Below are 21,356 nucleotides of genomic sequence, written 5' to 3' on the forward strand. Positions count from 1 at the left end.
AAGCCGGGCAGGGCAAAGCCGCTACCCGGCCACCGCGGTTAAGAACGTAAATCAATCACCATACGGCCACGGATCTGGCCCTGTTCCATCTCTTTGAAGATGGCGTTGATATCTTCCAGTGGGCGCATTGTAACTTTCGGCTTCACCTTACCTTCAGCCGCAAACTGGAAGGCTTCGAGCAGATCCTGACGGGTACCCACCAGGGAACCCACTACCTGAATCCCATCCAGGACCAGACGTGGAATATCCAGGCTCATCGCTTCCGGCGGCAGGCCTACAGCCACCACGCGGCCTCCGGCGCGAACTGCGTCAACGGCAGAGTTGAAGGCCGCTTTCGCCACCGCCGTCACCACCGCCGCATGTGCACCGCCGGTTTTCTCCTGAATCACTTTTGCCGCATCTTCACTGCGGGAGTTCACGGTTAAGTCTGCGCCCATGCTGGCAGCGAGCTTCAGCTGCTCGTCATTCACGTCAATGGCGATAACTTTCGCATTGAAGACATTTTTAGCGTATTGCAGCGCGAGGTTGCCCAGACCGCCCAGGCCGTAGATCGCAATCCACTGGCCGGGTTTGATGTCAGAGACTTTTACCGCTTTGTAGGTAGTGACCCCAGCGCAGGTGATGCTGCTGGCCGCCGCAGAGTCCAGCCCGTCCGGGACTTTAACCGCGTAATCCGCGGTTACGATGCACTCTTCCGCCATGCCGCCGTCAACGGAGTAACCCGCGTTTTTCACGTCACGGCACAGCGTTTCGTTGCCGGTATTACAATATTCACAGTGGCCACAGCCTTCGAAGAACCACGCCACGCTTGCACGATCGCCTACTTTTAGCGACGTGACGCCCGGACCAATCTCTTTGACGATACCAATCCCTTCATGGCCGAGGATCACCCCGGTTTTGTCGCCAAAATCGCCATTCTTAACATGGAGATCGGTATGGCAAACGCCACAGCACTCCATCTTCAGCAGCGCTTCACCATGTTTGAGCGCGCGTAAGGTTTTTTCTGTGACATTAACCTGATGATCCTGAGTGACAACAGCAGCCTTCATGTGTTTCTCCTTTCATGATGAGTATCTGCATAGCAGGTCTGATTACCCATTAAGGATTAATACTTTGGCGCTGTAATGCAAGGGAACCGCAACATAATGTCATTATTTGATGCATTTTCGGATTAAGAAAAGGCTGTACCCCTCATAAATTGGGGTGAAAAACACTGGCCCGGCGACGCCACCGCCGGGCTCAGATTTACAGTTGCGCTTCTATCACCTCAATCTCTTTTCGCCATTGCGCCTGTAACTGCGGTTTTTGATGTTTTGGCTTGCGCGCCAAATCCTCTTCCAGCAGCGTTTCCAGGGCAACCAGGCGTTCGAGCAGATCGTCAGACGCTGAAGAGGGTGCCTTGAATGCGGTATTCGACGCCTCAGGTACAACCGGACCGGTGTCCTCACGCAGGCGCTCAAAGACCGCCTCCGCATCGTGCCATTCGCTCAGCCTGCCGTCCTCAATCAGCCAGAAGCGGTTACAGCTCTGGCTAATTAACTGACGATCGTGGCTCACCAGCAGCACTCCGCCTTCAAACTGTTGCAGTGTTTCCGCCAGCGCCTCTTTGCCTTCCATGTCCAGGTGATTGGTCGGTTCATCCAGCATCAGCAGGCTATAACGGGCAAGCGTCAGGCCGACGAACAGCAGGCGTGAACGTTCCCCGCCGCTCAGCGTACTGACTTTTTGCCCGTGACGCGCCCACGGGAACCCGGCACTGATGAGCGCCATTTTACGGGTCTGCGGATCTGGCGCGAAAGGCTCCAGCGCATCAAGCAGCGCCGCATCGTCCGGCAACTGGTGCAGCGTCTGGTCATAGTAGCCGGGTGAGACGCGCGGATGACGCTTAAGCCGATCGTCTGCGATCTCGTCGCGAAAATGTCGCCAGATAAGCTTCAGCAGCGACGATTTCCCGCAGCCGTTACGACCCACAATCGCCACGCGATCGCCGCTCTTCAGCCGTGCGCTGTCGAGGGTAAACAGGTCTGGCAGACCCGGCGCCGGGGGGACGCCGAGGTGGGTCATTTCCAGCAGACGGTCGGCCCGAAGCGCGTCCCCGCGCAGGGTTAAGGTCCACGGGCTTCCCGCCGTCAGTTCCGTCTGGTTCTCTTTCAGGCGTTCGACCTGTTTTTCCATCTGCTTAGCCTTACGGGAGAGATCTTCGTTGTCATAGACCTTGCCCCAGGTCGCGAGACGTCGGGCGCTGGCCGTGACGCGGTCGATCTCTTTTTGCTCTGCCTTATGGCGCAGCGCATCGCTTTCGTCTTTCGCGTCGAGCGCCTGACGTGCGGCAGTGCAGGGAAGGGCGAAGGCGTGCAGCGTTTTATCGCGCAGGATCCAGCTGCCGTTGGTTACCGCGTCCAGCAGTTGCCTGTCGTGTGAGACCAGCACAAAGCTGCCGGACCAGTTTTGTAGAAACTGCTCCAGCCACAGCAGAGTTGGCAGGTCGAGGTGGTTGCTCGGTTCGTCCAGAAGCAGCAGATCCGGATCGCTTATCAACGCTCGCGCCAGCAACAAGCGCGTATGCTGGCCGCCGCTCAGCGTGGCGGAGGTTAACGCCGTTTCCTGCGTCGTGAAGCCCATTCCGGCCAGCAGCGTCTCGGCTTTCCAGCGCAAACTGTCGCGCTCACCGATCGGCAGCTGCGCCAGCACCGCATCCAGCATGGTCAGGGGATCAAGGGTCTCCGGCAGATGTTGTTCCACGCGCGCCAGCAGGCAATGCCCCGCCAGTGAAACGGTTCCGGCAGCAGGGGACTGCGTCCCGTCGAGGATTTTCAGCAGCGTACTTTTTCCGCAGCCGTTATCACCCAGCAGGCCGATGCGATCGCCTTTTTTCAACGTAAAGGAGAGAGAGTCGAAGAGCGTGCCGAACGCTGTATCAACGCGTAAAGAATGTGCAGTGAGTAAAGTGCTCATTGTTGCTTACCCAGGAGTTACAGGCATGTTTATGCCTCGTCAAACATCGCTGACGATAACTCAGTAAGCCCGAGAGAAGGGATTTCAGGGGGTTGGTGTCTTCGCTCAAGCGGAAGTTATCGCAGCACGATACCGATAACGCTTGAGCTGGTGCGATCACCAAATGTATGTGAAACATTGAAAATTTCACAGTACAGCATAATTGGCCTCCTTATATATTCAGTAGGTTAATGGATGAAGGGAGTGTAGCGGGGGAAAATGGGTTTGGCTAGTGGGAACTGCCGTATATTCCCCTCTCCCCAAAGGGGCGAGGGGACTGTCCGGTGCGGTTTTCACCCTCTCCCCTTTGGGGAGAGGGCTGGGTGAGGGGCAATGCTTAAATCGAAGTACGACGATAGCTACGGTATTCCGGCATCCAGAAGTTATCGTCAATCGCCTGCTGCAACGCATCGGCAGAGGTTTTCACCGCGACGCCTTGCTGCTGCGCCATTTTGCCTACCGCGAAGGCAATTGCGCGGGACACTTTATGAATGTCTTTCAGCTCCGGCAGTACCAGGCCTTCACCGTTATTCACCAGCGGTGAGTGACCTGCCAGCGTTTCGCTCGCGGACATCAGCATTTCGTCGGTGATGCGTGACGCGCCGGAGGCGATAACCCCCAGACCAATACCCGGGAAGATATAGGAGTTATTGCACTGTGCGATGGGATAGAGCTTGTCCTTCCACACCACCGGATCAAACGGACTGCCGGTCGCGACCAGTGCCTTACCTTCGGTCCAGGCGATGATATCCTGCGGCGTTGCCTCCACGCGTGAAGTCGGGTTAGACAGCGGCATCACGATAGGGCGTTCGCAGTGCTTGTGCATCTCGCGAATAATCTCTTCCGTGAAGAGGCCGGTCTGCCCGGATACGCCGATCAGAATGTCCGGCTTCACGTTGCGCACCACGTCAAGAAGCGAGAGCACTTCGTTATCCGTATCCCAGTTTTTCAGGTTTTCACGCTTCTGCACCAGTTTGGTCTGGAACGGGAGCAGGTTTGGCATACCGTCGGTCAGCAGGCCAAAACGGTCCACCATAAAGACGCGGGAGCGCGCCAGCTCTTCGCTTAAGCCTTCGCGCTGGGTCTGGGCAATAATTTGCTCGGCGATGCCGCAGCCCGCGGAGCCTGCACCCAGGAAGACAATTTTCTGATAGCTGAGCTGGCTGCCTGCCGCACGGCTCGCGGCAATCAGCGTCCCCACGGTCACTGCCGCCGTGCCCTGAATGTCGTCGTTGAACGAGCAAATCTCATCGCGGTAGCGGTTCAGCAGCGGCATGGCGTTTTTCTGCGCGAAGTCTTCGAACTGCAACAGCACGTCCGGCCAGCGGTGCTTCACGGCCTGGATGAAATCATCAACAAACTGATAGTACTCGTCGTCGGTAATGCGCGGGTGACGCCAGCCCATGTACAGCGGATCGTTCAGCAGTTGCTGGTTATTGGTCCCCACGTCCAGCACCACCGGCAGGGTGTAGGCCGGGCTGATCCCGCCGCAGGCGGTATACAGCGAGAGCTTACCGATGGGAATACCCATCCCGCCAATGCCCTGGTCGCCAAGGCCCAGAATACGTTCGCCATCGGTTACCACGATCACCTTGATGTTGTGATTAGGCACGTTTTGCAGAATGTCGTCCATGTTGTGACGGTTCTGATAGGAGATGAACACGCCGCGGGAACGACGGTAGATCTCTGAGAAGCGTTCACACGCCGCGCCGACGGTTGGGGTGTAAATGACGGGCATCATCTCTTCGAGATGGTTCTGCACCAGGCGGTAGAAGAGGGTTTCGTTGGTGTCCTGGATATTACGCAGGTAGATGTGCTTATCGATTTCGGTTTTAAAGCCCTGATACTGGATCCAGGCGCGTTCCGCCTGTTCTTCAATGGTTTCAACCACTTCAGGCAGCAGGCCCAGCAGGTTAAAGCTGCTGCGCTCTTCCATGCTAAAGGCGCTGCCTTTGTTAAGAAGGGGAAACTCCAGTAAAACCGGACCGGCATAAGGAATATATAGGGAACGATGTTTTTTCAGTTTGTTGTCCATGTCACTCACTCTTTTTAAGAAGATCCGTCCCTGACACTGCTGTTTGTCATCTTTCTGGCCTGTGCTACGGGGTGCGGTCGGGCGGTATTATAAAGGAGCTAAATATTAATTACCGCAACACATAAACAAAAACACCACCGGGGTAACCGATGGTGTTGTGGATTTCGTACTGGAACTTACTTGCCTGCCTGACGTTTCCTGCCGGTGGCGTGGGTCACTTGCGTTTCGCTCCCCTCTTCAATAACCACTTTGCGCTGGTTAGAGAGCTTGTAGTTCAGTCCCAGAATGTGGCGTGCCTGACGGTTCGATTTCATATTAACTCCTCAATCCCGTTGATAGTTTTAAGGACAAGTTTGCTCACGCAAACGAAATGTAACCCCTTAGGTTGCAGATCCAGCTTAGCAGGTTTTTACAAAGGTGCACTTTGCCCGCTGACCACGTAGTTGATGGTTTGCTGGTAGATGTCACTGAGGATGTCATTGTCTGTGGCTTCCACCCACCTGGTCAGTTCCATCAAAATGTCATCTTCGGTAACAACACCGTGCTCCGCCTGAAGACCCTGCGCAATCGCGTTAACGAGTTCGGGTTGTGCTGCTGTGGTATGTGCCGGGTAATAAGTAAACATGCTGCCTCCGTGTCGTTGTCTGTTTAATGTTACGGCGTGCAAAATCGTAATTCGCATTCAGATTGGCAAATATTTTTGCCGTTGTGGTTCAGATTCGTCCTGGAAATAAAAATATCATCTCCCGTAGCACAGAAATAAAATTTAGGGTTTCCAGCGGCGTAAATTTGTCGTTTTTTCATAAGGCATGGGCGTCGGCCAGCAGATCAATTCCACAATGCTGCCCCAGGGGGTTTGCCCATAGCAGAAAGCATTCCCTTCACCTTGTTCATCCGGAAATGTAAGCGGCTTTGGCGCGGTAAACATCTCCCCGCCGGCAGCGGTGAAAGCGGCTATCGCCTTATCAAAATCATCAACATAAACAGCAAAATGCTGGAGGCCAAAGTCGCTGGCGCGGGCGGGCATTCCCTGTTCAGGGCCATGCATTTCGAAAAGTTCTATGCCGGGTCCGTGGGGCATAACAAGCATGCGGATGGCGTGAATTTTTGTGCCGGGAAATAATTTTAAGGTGTGCTGCTGGGCGGACTGATCAATATTATCGGTTTGCGCATCGACAGAATGATATAAAACCTGTGCGTCGAAAGCGCGTTCAAAAAATAGGGTGGCTTTTTCAATGTCGGGCACCGTAATACCGATATGGTCGATGCCCCTTACTGACGATGGCATAGTTAACTCCTGCTATAAAAAATTTAAATATAGCAGGAGATAATCAGGCTATTACCACTTCATTTCGCCGGTATTCACTTTGGCACTCAGTTCCAGCGAACTGGCTTCCGCCAGGGTCGGCCACTGTTTTTTCATCGTGTTGATGACGCCGGTTGACGCTTTATCTGCCGTGAGGGCCTGTTCAAACTGCTGTAGATAGCGACGGGTAAAGTCGATAGCGCCGGTCCCCGCTGGCGGTGTCCCAAGGTAGTGGCCCGGAATAACGTGTTCGGGCTTAAGGGCTGCCATGCTATCCAGCGTCTGCTGCCACTGTTTGCGGCTTTCCGGCGTTTGGGTATCCGCCGTCCAGACGTGAATGCCCCATGAGACGCCCGTGCCGCCGAGGATGGTTTTTGCGGATGGGATCCAGACATACGCCGCATAGCTCTCAGGCTCTTCAATATTCACTCTTTCACCGTCAATCATAAAGGTGGTTGAGGCAAGCACTTGCGGCACGTAGAGCTGCGTCGGCGCGCCGTCTTTCATCTGTGGCCCCCAGAAGGCGAGCTTCGCGTCTTTTGTGGCCTTGATATGGTCCACCACCTGTTGCGTGGCGACAACTTTGGCATTAGGGAAGGCTTTTACCAGCGGTTGCAGGCCGAAATAGAAATCCGGATCGCCGGAGGTGATCACGATTTTGTTCAGCGTTTTACCGCTGTGGCGAATTTTTTCTACCAGCGCTTCGCCATCTTTCACGCTGAACTGGGCGTCAAACAGTACCGCCTCTTTCGGGCCAGATACCAGGGTGGAAGAGACGGCAAAAATGCCTTTTTCCTGCGGGTTATACGTATCAACGGTCAACGGCGCGGCAAAGACGGCCGGAGTGAAAAGGGTTGTCAGCAAAGCAAGGCGGGCGATGGTCATGGTCATGTCTCTGTTCTTCAGGAAAGTCTCTATTGTACGGATCTCTTCATTTGCCAGAATTCCTGAAACAGGAGATGCTTAGTTTCATAAATCGAGCAAATGGAGGTCAGAATGGATCGCGTTATTGCCGCCCAGGTGTACAACCGCATCTGTGAGCTGGGGAGTTTAAGCGCGGCGGCGCGGGCGCTGGGGATCTCCCGTCCGATGGTGAGCCGTTATCTGGAGCAGATGGAGAAGTGGGCCGGGGCGCGGCTGGTGAACCGCTCCACCCGCAAGCTGACGCTGACGGCGGCGGGAGAGAAGGTCCTGCAAAAGACCCGCACGCTCTCGCAAATTTCTCAGGAAATTGAAGATCAGTCCGTGAAGGATTTACCCTCAGGCACGCTTCGCGTCGCCTGCGCGCACTTTACGGCGATGCAGATTATCGCTCCGGTGCTGCCCGATCTGTTGCAGCGTTACCCTCAGCTGCGCATCGAGCTGGATGTTAACAATCATCCGGTAAGCCTGGTGGGCGAGCGAATTGACGTGGCGATCCGCATCACCGATAACCCCGAACCGGGCATGATCGCCCGCCGGCTGGGGGAGTGTCGGTCCGTGCTTTGCGCCTCGCCGCACTACCTTGCCAGCCGGGGCGTTCCAGAGCAACTGGAGGATTTAGCCCGGCACAACTGCCTGCATTACAGCTTTTTTGCCGGTCAGTCGTGGCGTTTTTTGACGCCCGAAGGGGAGCCAGTCACGACGGCGGTCAGCGGCAATCTCAGCGCCAGCATCTCGTCACTGCTGATGGAGGCGGCGATAAACCACTGTGGTATTGCCATGCTGCCCGAGCGCGAGGCCGACGCGGCGCTACGGCAGGGCAGTCTGGTGCCGGTGCTCAGCGCCTTTACGCCAAAACCGATCGGTATTTTTGGTATTTATCAGTCGCGAGACTATCAGCCTGCGGCGCAGCGTGTGTTCCTCGACGCGCTGGCAAACCACCTTGCCACGCGCTCAGACTAGTCTGTCTTCCCTGCAAAATGGATTATGCGTCCTATACTTATCCCTTTGTAAGCCAAAAGGAGAGCAAGAATGACGATTCATAAGCACGGTTCAGCACACTGGTCTGGCGACATCAAACGCGGCAAAGGGACGGTCTCAACAGAGAGTGGCGTCCTTAACCAGCAACCTTACGGTTTTAATACCCGCTTCGAGGGCGAAAAAGGGACCAACCCGGAAGAGCTGATTGGCGCAGCGCACGCCGCCTGTTTCTCCATGGCCCTGTCGCTAATGCTGGGCGAAGCGGGTTATACCGCCGATTCCATCGATACCACGGCGGACGTTTCGCTGGATAAAACCGACAGCGGTTTTGCCATCAGCAAAGTGGCGCTGCAAAGCAAGGTGACGGTACCGGGTATCGATCCGCAGCAGTTCGACGGCATTATTCAGAAAGCGAAGGCGGGTTGTCCGGTGTCGCAGCTGTTGAAAGCCGAAATCACGCTGGATTACAAACTCAACTGATATCAGGCCGGGCAAATGCCCGGCTCCTTTTAACGGTTACGCCAGCTAACGGTTACGCCAGCAGCGCACGCTTCGGCTCCCGGAAGAGGACTGGAGCTGTTGCGGCTGTTCACATCCCTGCATCGCCAGCGGGCAGCGGTCGCGGAAGTAGCAGCCATCAGGCAGGCGGCGATTACCGGGGAGATCGGTTTTGCGTAATGCCAGATCTTCGTCCAGCGGTTCTCCGGTACGGGGAACGGAGTCAAGCAGCAGCTGCGTATACGGATGCCGCGGCTTGCCCAGCACTTGGTCCGCCGGACCCAGCTCCACAATTTGCCCCAGATACATCACCGCCACCCGGTCGCTCATGTGCCGGACCACCGAGACGTTGTGCGAGATCAGCACGTAGGTCAGATTTCGCTGCTGTTGCAGGGCAACCAGCAAATTGAGGATCTGCGCCTGGACGGAAATATCCAGCGCGCTGGTGGGTTCATCCAGCACGATGATGTCCGGATCCGAAGAGAGCGCCCGGGCAATAGCGATGCGCTGGCGCTGTCCGCCCGAAAACGCATGCGGCAGGCGGTCAAGATATTCCGCCCGAATGCCCACCTGCTGCGCCAGCGTCTCAGCCAGCTGACGACGCTCCCGTTCGCTGCGGCGTTGCTGTATCCACACCGGCTCGGTGATGATGCGCCAGACGGGTAAACGCGGATCGAGGGACGAGAGCGGGTCCTGAAATACCATCTGCATACTGCCTGCCGCATTCGCGCGCTGACAGGCACCGGTACTCGGTTTGAGCATGCCCATCAGCAGCTGCGCCAGCGTGCTCTTTCCACAGCCGGATTCCCCTACAACGCCCAGCGTTTCGCCGCGATGGATCCGGAGATCCATGCCGTTGAGGGCGTGTACCTGCTCCGTCACGCGCCCCAGCCAGTTTTTGCGCGCAGGAAAATTCACATGCACGCTATCCAGTTCCAGCAGTACCTCAGACATGGCGTGTCTCCTGTTGTGGGTACCAGCAGGCAGCCTGCTGGCCTTCTGCGCCCGTGGAAATTAAGCGCGGCGTTTCGCTGCATTTCGCTCCGGCAGCAAAACAACGCTCGCGAAAAGCACATCCGCGCGGGAGGTGGCTGAGGTTAGGCACCGTGCCGGGAATGGCCGGAAGGATCTCGCGCGGTTCGCCATTTTCCGGAGCACACCGCAGCAGGCCAATCGAATAGGGATGAACAGGATGGTGGATCAAGGTCTGCGTGCTGCCGCTTTCGATCACGCTGCCTGCGTACATAACGTACATCCGGTCACAAAGCTGCGACACCACCGCCATATCGTGACTGATAAACAGCACCGACGTCCCGCTGGCGCGCGCTTTGTGTTTCAGCAGACGCAGCACCTGACGCTGAACGGTCACGTCCAGCGCGGTGGTCGGCTCATCGGCAATGATCAGCTCCGGCTCGCAGGAGAAGGCAAGGGCGATCATCACCCGCTGGCGCATGCCGCCGGAAAGCTCAAACGGATAGCGATCCATCACCTGTGCCGCATCCGGAATTTGCATCTCGCCCAGCAGGGCGATCGCCTTCTGCTGCGCGTCGCGGCGGGAAAGCGACTGATGCTGGCGGATCACCTCCACCATCTGCCTGCCAATCCGGCGCGTGGGGTTGAGCGCCGTCATCGGCTCCTGAAAAATCATCGCCACCCTGGCGCCGCGCCACTGACGAAGCTGTTTTTCCGACGCATTCAGAACATCTTCCCCGAGCAGCGTGACCCGGCCATGGTGAACATGGTAACTGCCTTCCGGCAGCAGGCGCATCGCCAGCATCGCGGTGACCGATTTTCCCGAGCCGGATTCGCCCACCACGCCGACAATTTCACCCCGGCCAATCTCCAGCGAGACGTGGTTGAGCGCGTGGACGTCACCGCGAAAAATAGGGAAGCTCAGGTGCAAATCTTCAATCGATAATACGGAATCACTCATGACTGCTTCCCTCCTGATTTGGGATCCAGCAGGTCGCGAAGACCATCGCCAAACAGATTAAACCCAACCGCTGTGATCAGAATTGCCGCCCCCGGAAACGCACAGTACCACCACTGGTCAAGCACGTAGTTACGCCCCACGGCCACCATCGCGCCCCATTCGGCGGTGGGCTGCTGCGCGCCTAATCCAATAAAGCCGAGCGTGGCGGCCATCAGAATGGCGCTGCCGATATCCAGCGACGCCTGTACGATCAGCGGCGGCAGGGCGTTACGCAGGATATGCCAGCTGATCAGGTGCCAGCGCGATGCGCCAAAGGTGCGGGCGGCCTGCACGTAGGTGAACTGGCGCACCACCAGCGTTTGCCCGCGTGCCAGCCGCACGTAAAACGGAATGCGTACAATCGCAATCGCCAGCATCGCGTTAAACAGGCTTGGGCCGAGCGCGGCGGCCAGCGCCATCGTCAGCACCAGCGAGGGGATGGAGAGCATAATGTCCATAACGCGCATAATAATGGCGTCGCCGCGTCCGCCGAGTACGCCGGACAAACAGCCGAGCAGCGAACCGATGCCGCCCGCAATCACCACCACCGCCAGCCCCGCCGTGATGGACTGCTGGCTGCCCACCAGCACGCGGCTGAACAGATCCCGGCCCACCTCATCGGTGCCAAACCAGTGCTGGGCTGAAGGCGCCTGCAATCGCGCGGTCAGATCCAGCGCGTTCGGATCGTGCGGGACTATCCACGGCGAGACCACCATCATCAGCAGCATCACGATCATAATCACTCCGCCGATCAGCGTGAGCGGGCTTTTGCGTAGCATCCAGAACAGCTTTGCCCAGTTGATGCGCTGTTTGGCGGTGCTGACGGGGACGGGCGTTTCCTGAGTTAACATCATTCGGCACCTCCGCGCCCGATTCGCGGGTCGATCCACAGATACAGCAGATCCACCACCAGATTGACGAAGACATAGGCCAGCGATACCACGACCGCGAAGCCCATGACGGCAGGGAAGTCCAGCGCCTGAATGGAGGTCACCACCCAGGCTCCCATTCCCGGCCAGGCAAACACGGTTTCGGTAAGGACTGCCCCATACAGCAGATCGCCCAGCGCCAGCCCGAGCACGGTAATGGAGGGGATCATGGCGTTGGGTAAGGCGTAGCGCAGCACGATGTACCAGCCCGGCAACCCGCTCGCGCGGGCGGTACGAATATAATCCTCGCTCAGCTGCTCCAGCATCGCGGAACGCACCTGACGCGCCACAATACCCAGATGCACAAAGGCCAGGGTCAGGGAGGGGAGAATCAGGTGCTGTAGGGCGTTGAAAAACACTTCGCCGTTGCCTTCCAGCAGGGCGTCCAGCAGATAAAAGCCGGTAACGTGGGCAGGCGGATCGAGCCAGTCGTCCAGCCTGCCGCCGCCGGGCAGAATTTGCAGTTGCCCGTAGAACAGAACGATAACCCCCAGTCCCAGCCAGAAGGCAGGCGTCGAGATGCCCGTCATCGCCATCAGTCGCACCAGGTGATCCAGCCAGCGGTTACGGTACACCGCCGATAAAATGCCCAGCGGTACGCCAATCACCAGCGCCAGCAGCAAAGAGCAGAACGCCAGCTCCAGCGTGGCGGGGAAAAAGGCTTTCAAATCTTCCGCAACGGGGCGACCGGTGCGAATGGAGGTGCCCAGATCGCCGTGCGCCAGCGCCTCTACATAGCGGCCAAACTGAATATAGAGCGGTTGATCCAGCCCCAGCTGCTGGCGGATGCCCTGCACAATTTCATCGCTGGCGCGGTCACCGGCCAGCAGGCGGGCCGGATCGCCGGGGATCAGGTGTGAAATAATAAAAGTAATAATACAGACACCGGCCACCACCAGGATTAACCCCCAGCAGCGCTGGCGCACAATGCTCCAGAACGTCATACACTTCCTCCCGGCGTGGGCCGTTACTTACTCATGGTGGCGATGTTAAAGACCTGCTCAAGCATCGGATTAAAGGTGAAGCCTTTGACCTCTTTGTTCATCGCCAGCTGGTAGTTCTTCTGGAACAGATAAACGTAAGCCGCCTCGTCAATCACTACTTTCTGCGCCTGCTGGTAATCTTTGGTGCGTTCCGCCTGATCGGTGGTTTTCAGTGCCGCCTGCAACAATGCATCGACCTCTTTGTTCTCATAGAATGAGCGGTTCCCCGGCAGCCCTTTTTTGTCCGATTCGAACCAGTAGTTCATGAACATGTACGGGTCAGCGAAGTCCGGGCTCCAGTTACCAATCGCAATGTCATAATCACCTTTGCCGACGCGGTCGCGCATGGTGGCGTTCGCCAGTTTCTCAAGCTTGACGTTAATCCCCAGCTTGCCCAGGCTCGCCTGCGTGGAGAGGGCGATAGGCTCCCAGTTCGGGTCGTTATCGGAGTAGAGGAACGTCAGGCTGGCCGGTTTATCGTTGACTTTCTCCAGCGCCGCTTTGGCCTTAGCCTCGTCAAAGCTGTACTGCATGGCGTTCGCATCGAAGCCCCACATGCCCTCCGGGATCGGGCCGCGCATCTGCTTGCCGTTCCCGCTGAGAATGCCTTTCACCATCCCCTGATAATCGGTGGCCCAGGAGACCGCGCGGCGCAAATCCACCTGATTCATCGGAGGCTTACTGTTGTTCAGATAGAGATAGGTCACCCGCAGGGACGGGTATTCCGCCACGGCCACTTTGCCTTCCTGCTTCAGGGCAGCAAGCTGATCCACCGGCAGGGCGTCGGCGATATCCAGATCGCCACGGGAAAGTTGCAGGCGACGCGAGGCGCTTTCACCGATAATCTTCACCGAGACGCGCTTGAAGTGCGGCTTTTCACCCGGCCAGTGTGGGTTGGGCACCATCACAAGCTGCTGACCTTTCCGCCAGCTTTTCAGCATAAACGGTCCGGAACCCGCGGTGTTTTGCGCCAGGAAACCGCGCGCATCGTCGGCGGCATTGGCTTTCAGCACCGCCGGGTTGACGATCGACGCGCCGTCATTGGCCAGCGTGTAGAGGAACGGGGCGAACGGCTGGCTGAGGGTGAATTTCACCGTATGCTCATCCACCGCGTCCACTTTCAAATCTTTCGGGAACGCTTCGGAAGGTCCCTGGTTGATTTTCAGCAGACGTTCAAACGACAGCTTTACCGCTTCGGCGGTCACCGGCGTGCCGTCGGAGAATTTTGCATTATCTGCCAGGGTGAACGTCCACTCTTTCTGGTCGTCAGACGCCTTCCAGCCCGTCGACAGATCGCCTTCCACCTCCGTGGTGCCTGGCTTGTATTTCACCAGACGCTGGTACGAGGGGTAGGTCACCGTCCAGTCGTTGTTATCGATAGTGACCGCCGGATCCAGCGTTTGCGGATCGGCAGCTTTCCCAATCACCAACATATCTTTTGGCACCGCCGCCAGCGCGAGAGGGGCGCTCAGGGCGAGCGTAGCGGCAATCAGGGTTGTAAGCAGCGTTGTTTTCATGGCCGGACTCCAGAATTAGAGTGAGTGTGTGGTCGGATAACAGGCGAACTGGTCATCTAACAGCGGGTAGCTGGCGGCATTCGGCAGTTCGAAATGCCACCACTCGCTGCTGATGCCCACAAAACCGCCGCCGTACATCACGGCGTTCAGGAGCAGACGATTTCGCTGCGCCTCAGGCGGAACGGAAGGGTGCCAGGCATGAGAACGGTCGTCCATTTCGTCAAACCCGGCGCCCATATCCAGCACGTTGTCGTGTTCATCCATCAGCGTGACGTCAATGGCGGTGCCCCGGCTGTGGTTAGAGCCAATTGCGACATCCACCACGTATTCCGGATTGGGGCAGGCATCCCAGAGTTGCGCCTGCGCCTGCTGGGGGCGGTAGGCGTCGTAAACCACCAGCTTCAGACCGGCCAGCGCGGCGATGCTGATCGCTTTCGCCAGCGCGGTGGCGGCATCCGTATGCAACAGGCACGCGGCGTGCTGGTAGATCGGGCGGCCGGTGATGTTATCGGCGGTCGCGTATTTCAGATCGATATGCAGCGTGGGAAAGGTTTTCGCCACATCAATCAGTTGACTCTCTTCAGGCATAGCTCCGCTCCTTTAGCGTTCAAATTGTCCAAACTCTTGTTGTAGTTGTCGGTTGATTGCCAGACGTTCCGGCAGCGCATCCCCCAGCGCCTCCACAACGCCCGACAGCAGCAGGTTGAACAGACAGCTCACCGGCGCCAGCGAATCCCAGAAATGGCCGGTATCGGTTTTCACCTGGAGTAAATCAATCGGGTAATCCCGCGCCCACGGGCACCAGATATCGGTGATCAGCGCCATCGCCAGGCCTTTTTCGCTCGCCACGCGGCAGTACTGGCGGGCAATGGCGGAGTAGGCGCGGGTATCCGTCAGCACGATATACGGGTTCGCAAAGCCGGAATTAAGCGACTCCACCCAGCTACCGGAGAGCCCTTCGGAATAGCTCACCCGCGGGCGCAGGTACTCCAGATGGCTGAAGAACGCATTGGCGATCCCGCGCGTGGACTGGATCCCCAGCACGAAGACGGCGTCGGCATGGGTAAGTTGCTGGACCACCTGCCTGAACGTTTCGCTTTGCGCCAGCTGGTAGACATGGGCAATGGCGTCCACCTCCAGCGACAGGGAGTGCTGAAGGCGATCCGACAGCGGCTGTTGCTGTTTCCAGGAGTCGAGACGCTCGTTAATGCCCCAGGGCTGATGGGGATCGCGCAGGCTTTTTTTGGCGTCGTCCAGGTTGCGATAGCCCAGCTTGCGCAGAAAGCGTCCGACGGTGATCCCGCTGGTTGCCGTGGCCAGCGCCACGCTCTCTGCCGTTTCAAAGGGGATCTGCCCGACGTGCGCCAGCATCCAGCTTGCCACCCGTTTTTCGCTCGGGGTGAGCTGGCTAAAGGTCGCTTCGATACGGCTCAACACCTCAGGTTTGGTCGTCATACCGCCTCGCTGTTAACTGGCTGTCAAAGTCCGGGTTTCTGTTACCGGATTAACAATGCAGGACGCGTGCCATGTTCACATTGCGGCGAAAACGCGCTGTGCAGCAAAGTTAATGCAATATTTGTTTAACAGATGCTCAACATTTGTGCAGCGTAGTTCACTTTTGGTGCAGTGTCCGGCCAGAGCGGTATCTATTTGGTGAATACGTCAGCCTCTTCACATTTTTTGGTAAGATGAACGCTCTGTGGATAAGGGAGGGAGCCTCACATGGCGAATTTGCCCTGGCGGGTCAGCGTGCGCCTGATGGCTCTCGCAAAAAAAATAGCGATGGTCATCGGGATCATTGTGCTCGTGCTGCTGGCGGTGCGGGTTTATCTTTCGCAGCAGGGGCCGGCCCTGCATCACTGGCACACCTGGCGGGCTGACGAAATGTCCGTGCAGGAGATGGATAACGCGACCTTCGCAGCGTATGTCGCGCGGGAAAACGCCATCTTCACCGCTCTCGACGCTGAGGTGACGGCGAATGTCACACCCGCAGAGCGCACGCCGCTGAACCGTTATTACCGCCAGAGCCTGGTGTGGCCAGGACACTTTTCCCCGGATGCAAACCGGTCGTTCGTGCTGATGCCTGCCGGAAAGCCGCGCGGGGCGGTGGTATTGCTACACGGTCTGACGGATTCGCCCTACAGCGTCAGGCATCTGGCTGTGAATTATCAACAGCACGGCTTTGTGGCCGTAGTGCCTCGTTTGCCCGGACACGGCACGGCGCCGGGCGCGCTGACAGACGTTGACTGGGAGGCTTGGCTGGCCGCATCGCGCCTTGCGGTTCGTGAAGCGACACGCCTGACGGGGAACGATCTCCCCCTGCATCTGGTGGGCTACTCCAACGGCGGGGCGCTGGCGATGAAATACGCCCTCGACGCTCTTGATGCGCCTGAACTGCGTAAACCTCAGCAGATCGTTTTGCTCTCACCGATGATTGGCGTCACGGCGTTTGCGCGCTTTGCCGGATTCGCCGGGCTACCGGCCATGTTACCGGCGTTTGCCAAAGCCGCGTGGCTCAATATTTCGCCGGAATATAATCCTTATAAATACAATTCGTTCCCGGTGAATGCGGCACGTCAGTCCTGGCTACTCACCCAGGCGCTGCATGAGCAGATAAATCGCGATGTTCATGATCACAAACTGGCGCAGCTCCCGCCGATACTTGCTTTCCAGTCGGTCATGGATTCAACGGTCAGTACCCGCGCCGTGGTCAGCGGGCTGTTTGACTAGCTTCCGGCAAACGGCAGCGAACTGGTGGTTTTTGATATCAACCAGGCCGGGAGTTTCCGTCCATTGTTCAGGCCGTCATCCTGGACGGCGGTGGCTGACCTGCTGCCCGAGGCGAAAAGACGTTACAGTGTCACGATTGTGACCAATGCCAGCCCCGACAGGTTTGATATGGTGGCAAAGACAACCCCTGCGGGCAGCACCAGGGAAACGGTGGCGCCGCTGTCGGTGGCGTATCCGCAGGAGGTTTATTCCCTGTCTCATGTTGCCATTCCGTTCCCGCCGGATGACGATCTGTATGGCCGCCATCCTGCGGTGAAAAACCACTACGGTATCAGCCTCGGGACGATAGCCCTGTGGGGAGAAACATCGGTTCTGAGCGTCGGCAAAGATGCGCTGATGCGCGTGACGTCGAATCCGTTCTATGACTACATGCAGACGCGGATCGACAGCCGTATCGGGGAGAATCAAGCCCAACAATAGATTAGGTCACACCGGGGAACTGTGTTAAACAGTACCGTTCAGGCGTATACCCCATACCGGACCCCGTTTCTGTGCTGACAACTCTTATTTATCGAAGCCAGCTGAGCTTAACCTGCACCTCCGCATCGTTAAGCGCGCTGGTTGAACAGGCCAGGATCCGTAACACGGAGCAGGGCATCTCAGGCATTCTTCTCTCCCGTGGACGTGACGTTCTGCAAATTCTCGAAGGCACGGAACAGCGCGTCGTCGCGCTTTTTAACACCATCCGTGCGGATGACCGGCATACCGGCGTGGTGGAGCTGATGCGCGATTACGGCCCGCGCAGACGTTTCGAAGACGTGGGAATGCTGCTGTTTGACCTGGACGTTCTGACCCCGAAAGCGGTTCTGGCGTCGGTTCTGCATTACAGCAAGCTGGAAAGCTATCTCACTTCTGAGGATCGGGTCTTCAAATTCATTCAGACCTTTATCACCGGTAAAACCGCTATCCCACCCGCTTCGGACTATGAGCCTGATAAATGGACGCTTTCGCGAGAGCGCGCGCCGTTTGGTAAAGGGTTAGGTCTGCTGGCGGGACAGCCCTGCCAGTTTGCGCTGCAACCCATTGTCGAGCCGTCCGAAGGCAAAATCAGTTCTCTCGAAGCGCTTATACGCGGAAACGACGGCGGCAGCCCGGAGCATTTCTTCCGTAGTCTCGATCGTGAACAGATTTACGAAGTCGACCTGCAAACCAAAGCCTGGACCTTTGCGCTGGCGCAAAAGCTGGGCATCGGCAGCCACAAACTGGCGGTGAACCTGCTGCCAATGTCGCTGGTTAACGTGCCGGGGGCGGTAGAGTTCCTGGTAACGCAGATCAAAAAGCACGGTCTACAGCCAGAGCAGGTGGTCATCGAAGTCACTGAGAACGAGATGATTTCCGGCTTCAACCAGTTTAACAGCGCCATTAAACAGCTGCGGGCGGAAGGGGTTGGGCTGGCGATAGATGATTTTGGTTCCGGCTATGCTGGTCTTTCACTGCTCACCCGGTTTCAGCCGGATAAGCTCAAAATCGACAGAGAGATCGTCAGCGATATCCACCTGAGCGGGCCCAAGCAGGCGATTGTGAAGTCGATAATCAGCTGCTGCACCGATCTGGAGATTACGCTGGTCGCAGAAGGCATTGAGAAGATAGAAGAGTGGTGCTGGCTTGAATCCGCCGGTATTCGCCGCTTCCAGGGCTTTTTATTCGCCCGCCCGCAGCTTAACGGTGTGGGTGATATTCACTGGCCCCATCGGGTGGGTTAAGCAAATTTTCCCTCGCCATATTTCCCCGACACCCTGCCTGTGCTTAAATAGCTAAACCGGTTTAACATGATTTAGCTAAGAAGGTGATATGGAGACGATCTGGGTACTTGGCGATGCCGTGGTGGATCTGTTGCCCGACGGAGAGGGTAAACTGCTGCAATGTCCGGGCGGCGCACCGGCCAATGTCGCGGTAGGGATTGCGCGTCTGGGCGGCAGAAGCGCCTTTATAGGCCGGGTGGGCGACGACCCCTTCGGGCGTTTTATGCAAAAAACGCTTGCGGATGACCAGGTTAATACAGAATGGCTGCGCCTGGACCCGCAGCATCGCACCTCCACGGTGGTGGTGGATCTCGATAACGACGGTGAACGTTCCTTTACCTTTATGGTTCGCCCGAGCGCTGATTTATTCCTCGACTCTGCCGATCTCCCGCCATTCCGCGCCGGGGAGTGGCTGCACGTCTGCTCTATCGCGCTCAGCGCCGAACCCAGCCGTTCCGCGACGTTTCAGGCGATGGCCGCGATCAGACAGGCGGGGGGATTCGTCAGCTTTGACCCCAATATCCGCGCCGATCTTTGGCACGATGAAGTCGAGCTGCGCGAGTGTCTTGAGCGGGCATTAGCCTGTGCAGATGTGGTGAAAATCTCGGTGGAAGAGCTGGCGTTCTTAACCGGAAATGCGCAGGTCCATGAGGGGCTGGCTGCGCTGATGCGCACCTGTCCGGCCAGGCTGGTGCTGGTGACGCAGGGAAAAGAGGGCGTCACCGCCTGGCAGGAAGGCGCGTTGACACACTATTCTGCATCACCCGTGGAATGCATTGATACCACCGGTGCGGGGGATGCTTTCGTCGCCGGGCTGCTGTTCGGTCTGGCTCGTGATGGCCAGGCCCGTCTCTCAGAGGTCATCACGCTGGCGCAGCGCTGCGGGGCGCTGGCGACAACCGCAAAAGGGGCAATGACCGCGCTACCTTATCATCACGAACTGTAAATCACCTCTCCAGGCCTCCGGTCGGCGGCCTGAATTGTCGCCTCGATCACACTTACTAAAACGGTTTAGCAAAAAACGTTGCCGATCCAAAATTCAACGGTCTAGTATCACCAACCTAAACCGGTTTAGCAATTTAGCACTTTCACCGATAGTTATTAGGGATGCGACAAAATGTATAAAAAACGCAGACTTGCCGTGATGATAGGCATGCTGGCCGGCAGTACCTCTGTTTTTGCCCAGATGGATATGTCCCGTATCGAAGCGCGCCTGGCGGCGCTGGAGCAGCGTTTGCAGGAGGCGGAAACCCGCGCGCAGGTTGCTGAAAAGCGCGCCACGGCAGCGGAACAGAAAACGCAGCAGCTGGTGGCGGCGCAGCAGGAAGCACAAACCTCCACACAGGCGGTGGCGCAACGTACCACGGCGCTGGAAGAGAAAGCCGACCGGACAGGCGGTTTTGAATTTCACGGTTACGCCCGTTCCGGCCTGCTGATGAACGACGCGGCCTCCAGCAGCAAAAGCGGCCCTTATCTGACGCCCGCCGGGGAAACGGGTGGGGCCATCGGGCGTCTGGGGAACGAAGCTGATACCTACGTTGAGCTGAATGTTGAGCACAAACAGACGCTGGAGAATGGTGCGACGACGCGCTTTAAGGCGATGCTGGCCGACGGCCAGAAAACCTATAACGACTGGTCGGCAGACAGCAGTGACCTGAACATTCGTCAGGCCTTTGCCGAGCTGGGCAATTTGCCGGACTTTACCGGCGCGCTGAAGGGCAGTACCTTCTGGGCGGGTAAGCGTTTTGACCGCGACAACTTCGACATTCACTGGCTGGATTCCGACGTGGTGTTTCTCGCCGGGACCGGCGGCGGCGTCTACGACGTGAAGTGGAACGATACGCTGCGCAGTAACTTCTCCCTTTATGGCCGTAACTTCGGCAGCGAAGAGGAGATCGACAACAACGTTCAGAACTACATCCTCAGCATGAATCACTTCGCCGGGCCGGTGCAGATGATGGTCAGCGGCTTACGGGCAAAAGATAATGACGACCGTAAGGACAGCAACGGCGATCCGATTAAAACCGACGCGGCCAATAACGGGGTACATGCGCTGGTTGGTCTGCATAACGAGAGCTTCTACGGCCTGCGGGAAGGTTCCGCCAAAACGGCGCTGCTTTACGGCCACGGTCTGGGCGCCGAGGTGAAAAGCATTGGTTCAGACGGCGCGCTACTGTCAGAAGCCGATACCTGGCGTTTTGCAAGTTACGGTGTCACGCCGCTGGGCGGTGGCTGGCACATTGCGCCCGCCGTGCTGGCGCAAAGCAGTAAGGACCGCTACGTGAAGGGCGACAGCTATGAGTGGGTCACGCTCAATACGCGTCTGATCAAAGAGGTGACCCAGAATTTCGCCCTCGCGTTCGAGGGCAGCTATCAGTACATGGATTTAAACCCGGAAGGCTATAAGGATCGCAATGCGGTTAACGGTAGCTTCTACAAGCTGACCTTCGCCCCGACGTTAAAGGCGGGCAAGATTGGCGATTTCTTCAGCCGTCCGGAGCTGCGCCTGTTCGCCACCTGGATGGACTGGAGCAGCAAGCTGGATAACTACGCCAGCGATGACGCCTTTGGCAGCAGCGGCTTCAACGCGGGCGGGGAATGGAACTTTGGGGTGCAGATGGAAACCTGGTTTTAACCCTTCACGCTCCCGCATCGCGGGGGCGTTTCGAACACCATAAAAAGAGGTCA

The 21,356-nt window shown here is 57.5% G+C and carries 19 protein-coding genes and 1 pseudogene; 6 read left to right on the forward strand and 14 right to left on the reverse strand.

The features are described from left to right. Nucleotides 1–38 precede the first annotated feature (38 nt). The 7 genes from adhP to RHN82_RS21170 form a co-directional block, all read right to left on the reverse strand. Nucleotides 39–1,049 carry an alcohol dehydrogenase AdhP gene (adhP, locus tag RHN82_RS21140; protein ID WP_006810706.1) on the reverse strand — a complete coding sequence of 337 codons (1,011 nt, stop codon included), beginning with the start codon at nt 1,047–1,049 and terminating at the stop codon, nt 39–41. Nucleotides 1,050–1,245: 196 nt separating this feature from the next. Then, a complete protein-coding gene (locus tag RHN82_RS21145) occupies nt 1,246–2,955 on the reverse strand; it encodes an ABC-F family ATP-binding cassette domain-containing protein (protein ID WP_047051085.1) in 1,710 nt (569 codons plus the stop codon). A gap of 376 nt (nt 2,956–3,331) precedes the next feature. Further along, nucleotides 3,332–5,029 carry an NAD-dependent malic enzyme gene (locus RHN82_RS21150; RefSeq protein ID WP_022648194.1) on the reverse strand — a complete coding sequence of 566 codons (1,698 nt, stop codon included), beginning with the start codon at nt 5,027–5,029 and terminating at the stop codon, nt 3,332–3,334. A 176-nt stretch (nt 5,030–5,205) separates the two neighbouring features. Beyond that, nucleotides 5,206–5,343, reverse strand: coding sequence for a stationary-phase-induced ribosome-associated protein (gene sra / locus RHN82_RS21155; protein WP_000841561.1), 138 nt, complete (start codon nt 5,341–5,343; stop codon nt 5,206–5,208). Between the two features lie 95 nt (nt 5,344–5,438). Further along, complete coding sequence (gene bdm / locus RHN82_RS21160) at nt 5,439–5,654, reverse strand: biofilm-dependent modulation protein (protein WP_047051086.1); 216 nt, start codon at nt 5,652–5,654, stop codon at nt 5,439–5,441. A 141-nt stretch (nt 5,655–5,795) separates the two neighbouring features. Continuing rightward, nucleotides 5,796–6,317, reverse strand: coding sequence for a VOC family protein (locus RHN82_RS21165; RefSeq protein ID WP_047051087.1), 522 nt, complete (start codon nt 6,315–6,317; stop codon nt 5,796–5,798). Nucleotides 6,318–6,368: 51 nt separating this feature from the next. Continuing rightward, nucleotides 6,369–7,220, reverse strand: coding sequence for a Vmh family MBL fold metallo-hydrolase (locus RHN82_RS21170; RefSeq protein ID WP_047051099.1), 852 nt, complete (start codon nt 7,218–7,220; stop codon nt 6,369–6,371). A gap of 111 nt (nt 7,221–7,331) precedes the next feature. Here RHN82_RS21170 and RHN82_RS21175 point away from each other — a divergent pair, with 111 nt between their 5' ends. Together RHN82_RS21175 and RHN82_RS21180 are read left to right on the forward strand one after the other, a co-directional pair. Continuing rightward, a complete protein-coding gene (locus RHN82_RS21175) occupies nt 7,332–8,219 on the forward strand; it encodes a LysR family transcriptional regulator (protein ID WP_072189980.1) in 888 nt (295 codons plus the stop codon). Between the two features lie 69 nt (nt 8,220–8,288). Beyond that, nucleotides 8,289–8,717, forward strand: coding sequence for an OsmC family protein (locus RHN82_RS21180; protein WP_003857069.1), 429 nt, complete (start codon nt 8,289–8,291; stop codon nt 8,715–8,717). 45 nt (nt 8,718–8,762) lie between these two features. Here the strand turns inward: RHN82_RS21180 and RHN82_RS21185 are convergent, their stop codons facing one another. Genes RHN82_RS21185 through RHN82_RS21215 form a run of 7 tightly spaced genes read right to left on the reverse strand, consistent with a single transcriptional unit; the run spans nt 8,763 to nt 15,591 of the window. Next, nucleotides 8,763–9,689 (reverse strand): ABC transporter ATP-binding protein, encoded by a 927-nt coding sequence (locus tag RHN82_RS21185; protein ID WP_047051089.1) that lies wholly within the window; start codon nt 9,687–9,689, stop codon nt 8,763–8,765. Next, on the reverse strand, nt 9,682–10,668 hold the full coding sequence (locus tag RHN82_RS21190) for an ABC transporter ATP-binding protein (RefSeq protein WP_017693394.1): 987 nt from the start codon (nt 10,666–10,668) through the stop codon (nt 9,682–9,684). Before RHN82_RS21190 ends, RHN82_RS21185 begins: the two co-directional genes overlap by 8 nt. Further along, on the reverse strand, nt 10,665–11,561 hold the full coding sequence (ddpC, locus tag RHN82_RS21195) for a D,D-dipeptide ABC transporter permease (protein ID WP_045906673.1): 897 nt from the start codon (nt 11,559–11,561) through the stop codon (nt 10,665–10,667). The genes RHN82_RS21190 and ddpC overlap by 4 nt, the downstream gene beginning before the upstream one ends. Then, nucleotides 11,558–12,580 (reverse strand): ABC transporter permease, encoded by a 1,023-nt coding sequence (locus tag RHN82_RS21200; RefSeq protein WP_003857077.1) that lies wholly within the window; start codon nt 12,578–12,580, stop codon nt 11,558–11,560. Before RHN82_RS21200 ends, ddpC begins: the two co-directional genes overlap by 4 nt. A gap of 23 nt (nt 12,581–12,603) precedes the next feature. Beyond that, the gene (locus RHN82_RS21205; RefSeq protein WP_003857078.1) at nt 12,604–14,136 is read right to left on the reverse strand and encodes an ABC transporter substrate-binding protein; all 1,533 of its coding nucleotides are present in this window, start codon (nt 14,134–14,136) and stop codon (nt 12,604–12,606) included. Between the two features lie 15 nt (nt 14,137–14,151). Further along, nucleotides 14,152–14,724, reverse strand: coding sequence for a D-alanyl-D-alanine dipeptidase (ddpX, locus tag RHN82_RS21210; RefSeq protein ID WP_045345154.1), 573 nt, complete (start codon nt 14,722–14,724; stop codon nt 14,152–14,154). Between the two features lie 12 nt (nt 14,725–14,736). Continuing rightward, the gene (locus RHN82_RS21215; RefSeq protein ID WP_003857080.1) at nt 14,737–15,591 is read right to left on the reverse strand and encodes a MurR/RpiR family transcriptional regulator; all 855 of its coding nucleotides are present in this window, start codon (nt 15,589–15,591) and stop codon (nt 14,737–14,739) included. 267 nt (nt 15,592–15,858) lie between these two features. Between RHN82_RS21215 and RHN82_RS21220 the strand changes: the two are divergent. The 4 genes and pseudogenes from RHN82_RS21220 (at nt 15,859) to RHN82_RS21235 (ending at nt 21,303) form a co-directional block, all read left to right on the forward strand. Beyond that, nucleotides 15,859–17,346: pseudogene (locus RHN82_RS21220) on the forward strand (alpha/beta hydrolase). A 71-nt stretch (nt 17,347–17,417) separates the two neighbouring features. After that, nucleotides 17,418–18,629 (forward strand): diguanylate phosphodiesterase, encoded by a 1,212-nt coding sequence (locus tag RHN82_RS21225; RefSeq protein WP_047051090.1) that lies wholly within the window; start codon nt 17,418–17,420, stop codon nt 18,627–18,629. 88 nt (nt 18,630–18,717) lie between these two features. Beyond that, nucleotides 18,718–19,614: an aminoimidazole riboside kinase gene (locus RHN82_RS21230; RefSeq protein ID WP_047051091.1), complete on the forward strand. Its 897-nt coding sequence runs from the start codon at nt 18,718–18,720 to the stop codon at nt 19,612–19,614. A gap of 171 nt (nt 19,615–19,785) precedes the next feature. After that, nucleotides 19,786–21,303, forward strand: a complete 1,518-nt coding sequence (locus tag RHN82_RS21235; RefSeq protein ID WP_047051092.1) for a carbohydrate porin — start codon at nt 19,786–19,788, stop codon at nt 21,301–21,303. Nucleotides 21,304–21,356: the final 53 nt, after the last annotated feature.

Source organism: Enterobacter cloacae complex sp. EB5 (assembly GCF_031432835.1).
GTDB classification, from domain to species: Bacteria; Pseudomonadota; Gammaproteobacteria; order Enterobacterales; family Enterobacteriaceae; genus Enterobacter; species Enterobacter hormaechei_C.

Bases quoted from the DNA above. Each gene is read 5' to 3' on its own strand.
- adhP (WP_006810706.1), bottom strand. From the start codon at position 1,049: ATGAAGGCTGCTGTTGTCACTCAGGATCATCAGGTTAATGTCACAGAA.
- RHN82_RS21145 (WP_047051085.1), bottom strand. From the start codon at position 2,955: ATGAGCACTTTACTCACTGCACATTCTTTACGCGTTGATACAGCGTTC.
- RHN82_RS21150 (WP_022648194.1), bottom strand. From the start codon at position 5,029: ATGGACAACAAACTGAAAAAACATCGTTCCCTATATATTCCTTATGCC.
- sra (WP_000841561.1), bottom strand. From the start codon at position 5,343: ATGAAATCGAACCGTCAGGCACGCCACATTCTGGGACTGAACTACAAG.
- bdm (WP_047051086.1), bottom strand. From the start codon at position 5,654: ATGTTTACTTATTACCCGGCACATACCACAGCAGCACAACCCGAACTC.
- RHN82_RS21165 (WP_047051087.1), bottom strand. From the start codon at position 6,317: ATGCCATCGTCAGTAAGGGGCATCGACCATATCGGTATTACGGTGCCC.
- RHN82_RS21170 (WP_047051099.1), bottom strand. From the start codon at position 7,220: ATGACCATCGCCCGCCTTGCTTTGCTGACAACCCTTTTCACTCCGGCC.
- RHN82_RS21175 (WP_072189980.1), top strand. From the start codon at position 7,332: ATGGATCGCGTTATTGCCGCCCAGGTGTACAACCGCATCTGTGAGCTG.
- RHN82_RS21180 (WP_003857069.1), top strand. From the start codon at position 8,289: ATGACGATTCATAAGCACGGTTCAGCACACTGGTCTGGCGACATCAAA.
- RHN82_RS21185 (WP_047051089.1), bottom strand. From the start codon at position 9,689: ATGTCTGAGGTACTGCTGGAACTGGATAGCGTGCATGTGAATTTTCCT.
- RHN82_RS21190 (WP_017693394.1), bottom strand. From the start codon at position 10,668: ATGAGTGATTCCGTATTATCGATTGAAGATTTGCACCTGAGCTTCCCT.
- ddpC (WP_045906673.1), bottom strand. From the start codon at position 11,561: ATGATGTTAACTCAGGAAACGCCCGTCCCCGTCAGCACCGCCAAACAG.
- RHN82_RS21200 (WP_003857077.1), bottom strand. From the start codon at position 12,580: ATGACGTTCTGGAGCATTGTGCGCCAGCGCTGCTGGGGGTTAATCCTG.
- RHN82_RS21205 (WP_003857078.1), bottom strand. From the start codon at position 14,136: ATGAAAACAACGCTGCTTACAACCCTGATTGCCGCTACGCTCGCCCTG.
- ddpX (WP_045345154.1), bottom strand. From the start codon at position 14,724: ATGCCTGAAGAGAGTCAACTGATTGATGTGGCGAAAACCTTTCCCACG.
- RHN82_RS21215 (WP_003857080.1), bottom strand. From the start codon at position 15,591: ATGACGACCAAACCTGAGGTGTTGAGCCGTATCGAAGCGACCTTTAGC.
- RHN82_RS21230 (WP_047051091.1), top strand. From the start codon at position 18,718: ATGGAGACGATCTGGGTACTTGGCGATGCCGTGGTGGATCTGTTGCCC.
- RHN82_RS21235 (WP_047051092.1), top strand. From the start codon at position 19,786: ATGTATAAAAAACGCAGACTTGCCGTGATGATAGGCATGCTGGCCGGC.